The organism is Suttonella ornithocola, from assembly GCF_001889065.1.
Taxonomy (GTDB): Bacteria; Pseudomonadota; Gammaproteobacteria; order Cardiobacteriales; family Cardiobacteriaceae; genus Suttonella_A; species Suttonella_A ornithocola.
Genome location: NZ_LWHB01000197.1, coordinates 1 through 5,908, shown reverse-complemented (window position 1 = coordinate 5,908; position 5,908 = coordinate 1). Strand labels below are relative to the sequence as shown.

Below are 5,908 nucleotides of genomic sequence, written 5' to 3'. Positions count from 1 at the left end.
CCTAAAACAGTGTAATTGTCATGGACAATGCCGCTTTTCATAAACGCAGTGATATTCAAGCAATCATTGAAGAGCATGGGCATGAGATAGTTTGGTTACCCCCTTATAGTCCAGACTTAAATCCTATTGAAAAGATGTGGGCTTGGATTAAGCAAATACGCAAAGAATGGAGGATGGATTGTATTGATACTTTATTCTTTTATCTGCTTTGGATTGGGTTTTAGCTCACATATGCTACTGATTTGCCTTGTCTGACAAGAGAGTACTGTTTGCGGTTTATCATCGTGTATGTACGCTAAGCTTATTTGGCTATATGAGATCTTTACAAAACCCCTAAAAATAGAGAAATTCCAATTTTTCAAATTTTAAAAATATATTAAAATCATAGTGTTAATTTTTATGCTAGTAGTGAAAACTCGTGTGAAACGGAATTTTGCAAAGGTCTCTATATAGCCAACTTCCCAAAAAATGCATATAACGTTAACTTAATATCCACTTTGAAAACAGTCTCATATCCACAAGTTCTGTATGCATTTCTTGGAAGTCCTGCTATATAAGAAAATCTCTAGTAATTAAAATGATAAATGATTTTATTGGTAATATTTTTTAACTTATATAATAATGCATGAAGTAATAATAAAAATGGCAATGTCTATAGTCAAAGGCTACCAGAATAGTTACGGTCTTAAGATAGATGAATAAAGTAAGCAAAAATACTTTACTAAAATAGCGATTTAATTTCCGTAACTCTTTTATTAGCTTTTGACTATAACTAAGCAAATGTACTACTGATTAAACTATTTGAAGCATTTACTATAAAATTATTTAAATTAAACCCATTTTTGCTTAAATTATGGTTAATATTTGGAATATGATCGGATTGTGTCTATATTTGTTAAATCTGAAAATATTTTTTCATTTTCACATAACTCAAATTTTAATTATCGTTAAATCAGCTAAAAATAGGATATTCTATAAACCTTATCTAGCGGTTTCTGGTGGTAAATAACTGGTTGATCGTATGTGCTATATTGACTTAATTTATTCGTTATAACTCTTTATGTGAATGAATAAGGCTTAATCAGGTAGCAAAAAATGTGGTGTTTATTTGCAAGGGGTTATTGCCCTCGCATGAATAAAGCATTTAATTGTTCTTCGTTAAGCTGTGTATAAGTGGGGCGACCATGGTTACACTGTCCCGCAGCGGGTGTATTCTCAATATCACGAAGCAGTTGATTCATTTCGCTTAGACTTAAACGATGATGTGCTCGGATAGCTTTATGGCAGCTAATGGTAGAAAGAATTTGGTTTTGTAGTCTTTCTATCTGTTTGCTATTTGGGTAGTACTCAAGTTCGGTTAAAACATCGGCAAGAATTTGACGATGATCAACTTTTTTCAATATTGCAGGAACGGCATCTATCAATAGTTCTCCAGTTTCTATTCGCCAACGATAACCTAATTGTGTTAACCACTCGGTTTGTTCGGTTAAGGCTTCTTCTTGTGCTGCTGAAATGGGAAGGGTCTGTGCAATCAGTAGCTTTTGACTTTCACCAACAGCTTTTTGGGCAAGTTGGGCTTTCATTTTTTCATAGAGGATACGCTCGTGAGCGGCGTGCATATCTACAATGACTAAACCATTGGCATTTTCCGCCAAAATAAAGATGCCGTGTACTTGTCCTAAGGCATAACCCAAAGGGTGTTCTTCAATTTGTGATTCTGGTTCTAGATTAGGTAAGGGGCTAATACTAGATAAGGAAGCAGGTGCTGGTGGTGCTTGGGTTTGACTTGCCCACTGGTAGTATGCGCGCGTTTCATTTAGCTGATGACGAGTGGTGCGGACGGGAGAAGTGGTGTATTGAAATGAAGTTTGTTGGCGTGGGGGGCTTGGTTTGACAGGTTGTTCAGAAATAATTTTTGCTGAGATTTCTGATGTAGCAGTTGGAGCTGTTGTTGGACGAACTGCGCGCAAGGCGTGATTGATAGTAGAGTAAAGAAAATCATGTGTTAAACGTGCTTCACGATAACGAACTTCTTGTTTTTGCGGATGAGCGTTAACATCAATTAGTTCTGGTGGAATGTCTAACTGCAAAACGAAAATTGGCTGGCGTCCGTGATATAACACGTCTTGATAGGCTTGTTTAATGGCATGTGCAATGATTTTGTCGCGAATTGTCCGCCCATTGATAAAAAAGTATTGTTTGTCTGCATTAAGATGATGATAGGTTGGCAGTCCTACCCATCCCCATAAGCGCATATCGCCATTTTGTACATCAATAGGAACGGCTTGCTCTAAGAAGTCTTCTCCAAGCACCGAAGTTACACGCGCTTCTGGATTATCACCGCCATATTGCGCTAAAAGTTTACCGTGATTGTTTAAGGTAAATTGGACATGACTATGAGAGAGTGCGATACGCTCTAACAGTTGAGTAATATGCTGTCGCTCAGTACGTTCACTTTTTAAGAATTTTTTGCGCGCAGGTGTGTTATAAAATAAATCGCGAATTTCAATGGTTGTTCCTTGCGGATGCGCCGCAGGGCTAATGTCCATACTGATATAAGGGACGATTTTATAGGCATGGTCATTTGCCTCAAATCGGCTGGTCAGTAAGGTTTTAGAAACAGAGGCAATGCTCGGAAGTGCTTCACCCCGAAAGCCTAGCGTGCGAACATGCTCTAAATCTTCAAAGCTACGAATTTTACTGGTGGCGTGTGTAGAAAAGGCAAGAGCCAAATCTTCTGGATGGATGCCGGAACCATTGTCGCGCACGCGAATCAGTTTGCTACCAGCCTCTTCAATATCAATCTGAATCTGTGTTGCGCCTGCATCAATGGCATTTTCAACAATTTCTTTTACCACTGATGCAGGACGTTCAATGACTTCCCCCGCTGCAATTTGGTTGATAAGTGCATTGGGAAGCTGCTGGATACGCGACATTAGAGTGCAGCGTATACAGATTCTAATAGCGCTTTTGCTTGCGCCGGATTTGCTATGCCACCATTAGCGGTTTGAACAATAGCGATGCTTTGTCCACCTTGATCAGATAATCGAACAAGATATTCTGGACGTTGGTTTTCAGGTGCATCTTTTGAACCCCATAAGCGACTAAAGAAGCTTTGGTTTTTTTTATCGCTTTGCGGCGTGTAACGGACACGATAGGTACCTGTTGGGTAGTCATTAGAAAGAATCGTAAAACTGGCACGGTCAAGTGCAATGCCTAATGTTCGCCAGTTTTGAGCATATCGACCATTTAAAAGGAGTGCCGGAGAACCGTCGTTTAAAGTAGATAGCATTCCTAAACTGTTATTAGCCGCAGTTGGCTGATTGGTTTGGATGTGGGATTGATTAACCCCTGCCATTTTTTCTAAAGCGGTAGAAAGATATAAGGCGATACGACGCGTCATTTCTAGCTGTAATTCAGGATTTTTATTATCAGAAAGCTGCCATTTGAAACCAGCAGGATTTTTACGTCCTGATGGTAAATCATACTGAGCCACTTGCTCTGTTTTGCTATAGATTAGCAAGATATCCGTTCCGCCTTGTGCATTTCGAGAAAAGCGGAGGCGGTAACGATCGCGTTCATCGGAATCTTTGAGAAATCCAAGTAATCCATTAAGCAGACCGCTAATGCCAGTTTTAGGCGCATCACCCTTATCTTCTAACCAATCGGTTTCCATAATACCAATGCTAGGATTGTCTAAGGTTAGACGGATGCCATTGTTCTGCCAATATTTTTTCACAATACTCCAGCTAGTCGAAGGATCGGCAGCAGTCACGATATAAGGCAGTTGTCCTGCGGGTTCAACCACTTGTACGCCGTAAAGTGGGGGTAAGACTTCAATAAATCCGCGTTGATTTCTTTTGACACGGGCAGCTTGATAGTCGTTATAAGAGGTAACGGATGCCGGGGTGAAATCATTGACTGCTAGGCTGTTATCTAAATTTCCGCCCGTTAAATCAGGGGGAACTTCTATTTTTCGACTAACGTTGCTTTGGCGGTAATCGGGTGCTCTATTAGGAAGATTATCAATTAAACTTCCTGAAGAACAGGCGGTTAGTAGAAAAGCAGTAAATAAAGAAGAGGCAGTTTTTTTCATGTGTTTATTCTGGTGTGATTTATAAAAGACTAGCATGTTGTAGTGCCGATTCAATATCGTTATGGAACGCCTCATCAAGCGGAACCAGTGGTAAGCGAATGCCTAAATCGGCTTTTCCCATACGATAAAGCGCCCATTTCACTGGAATAGGATTGGTTTCACAGAAAAGGGCTTTGTGTAGTGGAGCAAGTTGTTCATTTAGGCTAAGACAAGTGGTGCTATCGCCTGCTAAACCTGCACGCATCATATCGCTCATTATTTTAGGGGCAACGTTTGCCGTAACGGAAATGACGCCGTCAATTAAGTCATCAACAGCTGCTTGAGCGCAAATACCATCTTCGCCAGAGAATATTTTGAAATCATTGCCTTTTGGGAAATACGGACGCAATTCTTTCAAACGTGTCATCGGTGTGGCTTCTTTAATGCCGACAATGTTTTGGATTTTGGCAAGTGCGACTGTCGTTTCAGGGGCAATATCGCAAGCGGTACGTCCTGGAACATTATAAAGCACAAGCGGAAGCGGAACAGCACGTGCGATTTGTTCAAAGTGTGCGTATAGCCCTCGTTGCGGTGGTTTGTTGTAATAAGGGGCAACTTGCAATGTACCATCGCAACCGCCTTGGTAAGCAGAAACGGTTAGTTCAATGGCTTCTCGAGTAGAGTTACCACCAGCGCCAGCAATCACAGGAATGCGTTTTTTCACAATGTCGACGGTAAAACGAACAACGGCTTTATGTTCATCAAAATCTAGGGTGGCGGATTCACCTGTGGTTCCAACAGAAATAATAGCATCGGTTCCACTTTGAATATGCCATTCAATGAGTTGTTCGAGTTTGTGCCAATCGATTGTGCCGTCAGTATGCATTGGGGTGGCTAAAGCGACCATTGAACCTTGAAACATAATTTGCCTCGGTTTTCAAAAAAGGGCATGTTACGAGGTTTTCTCAGAAAAAATCAAGCACTCAGCCTATTCTTTTAGAATTTTAGAGGGTTTTGAAATTTATTTTTTAGGTTTAATAAGCTTTATGTTTAAATCATGATTGGTAATCGCTGTATTTTAGTTTTCTAAGGAGGAAATATTTATGGCGTTTAAAGGCGTTGGTTTTGTGTTATTACAAGAATCAGTATTTGATTTTTATCGCTTGGTTCAGGATTTAAATGCGATTGGTATCAACGCGAGCAAAAGCGATGTTAGCAATAGTGATGATGTGCCAAACTTGATTTATCAGGAGGATGATAGGCAAGTGATTGTGGCGATGATGCCAGCACCTGTGCCTGATGATGAAGCCGTGATAAATGCGGAAGCCAATTATTTGTGGGAAGATGCGGTTGCGGTTACCAAAACGCATCAAGCGCATTTGATTGTTAGTGTGTTAGGTGAGAAGAAGGAAAGCGCTAAAAATGCCGCTTTATTGGCTTTTGTCGCAGAAAAATGTTTGGCGCAAGAAACTGCGCTAGGATTTAATTTTGCCGGAACGGTTTTTGAACCCAAAAGCTATATGGAATTAGCTCATCAACATCTTCAGGAACAAACTTATCCGACAGATTTATTGGTGTATGTCGGTTTATATCAAAGTGAAGAGGGGCGATATGGTTATACTTTTGGCTTAGAAAGTTTTGGTAAACGAGAGCTTGAAGTTTTGTCTTCTCAAGAGGACATATGGGAGATTTATCAAATGCTTTATAATATCTCTACCTATGTGATTACTCATGATGTAACTTTCCAAGAGGGCGAAACACTTGGTTATTCTGAAACGCAAAAATTAACGCTGACTTTTAGTAAAGGCGTTGCTTTGCCAGAATACGATACGA

5 protein-coding genes are annotated in these 5,908 nt (G+C 40.1%); 2 read left to right on the top strand and 3 right to left on the bottom strand.

What is annotated here, in order from left to right; genetic code table 11:
• Positions 1-20: 20 nt before the first annotated feature.
• Positions 21-224 (top strand): transposase, encoded by a 204-nt coding sequence (locus tag A5N85_RS12700; RefSeq protein WP_143143300.1) that lies wholly within the window; start codon positions 21-23, stop codon positions 222-224.
• Between the two features lie 894 nt (positions 225-1,118).
• Here A5N85_RS12700 and mutL read toward each other — a convergent pair.
• From mutL to dapA, 3 genes are read right to left on the bottom strand one after another with little or no spacing between them, the layout of a single operon-like run.
• Positions 1,119-2,936 (bottom strand): DNA mismatch repair endonuclease MutL, encoded by a 1,818-nt coding sequence (gene mutL / locus A5N85_RS12695; RefSeq protein WP_072577537.1) that lies wholly within the window; start codon positions 2,934-2,936, stop codon positions 1,119-1,121.
• A complete protein-coding gene (gene bamC, locus A5N85_RS12690; RefSeq protein ID WP_072577538.1) occupies positions 2,936-4,096 on the bottom strand; it encodes an NlpB/DapX family lipoprotein in 1,161 nt (386 codons plus the stop codon). Before bamC ends, mutL begins: the two co-directional genes overlap by 1 nt.
• Before the next feature lie 19 nt (positions 4,097-4,115).
• Positions 4,116-4,997, bottom strand: coding sequence for a 4-hydroxy-tetrahydrodipicolinate synthase (dapA, locus tag A5N85_RS12685; protein WP_072577536.1), 882 nt, complete (start codon positions 4,995-4,997; stop codon positions 4,116-4,118).
• Between the two features lie 181 nt (positions 4,998-5,178).
• Between dapA and A5N85_RS12680 the strand changes: the two genes are divergently transcribed.
• Positions 5,179-5,908: DUF4261 domain-containing protein (locus tag A5N85_RS12680; RefSeq protein ID WP_072577535.1), on the top strand; the 730-nt coding region annotated here is incomplete at its 3' end.

Bases quoted from the DNA above. Each gene is read 5' to 3' on its own strand.
- A5N85_RS12700 (WP_143143300.1), top strand. From the start codon at position 21: ATGGACAATGCCGCTTTTCATAAACGCAGTGATATTCAAGCAATCATT.
- mutL (WP_072577537.1), bottom strand. From the start codon at position 2,936: ATGTCGCGTATCCAGCAGCTTCCCAATGCACTTATCAACCAAATTGCA.
- bamC (WP_072577538.1), bottom strand. From the start codon at position 4,096: ATGAAAAAAACTGCCTCTTCTTTATTTACTGCTTTTCTACTAACCGCC.
- dapA (WP_072577536.1), bottom strand. From the start codon at position 4,997: ATGTTTCAAGGTTCAATGGTCGCTTTAGCCACCCCAATGCATACTGAC.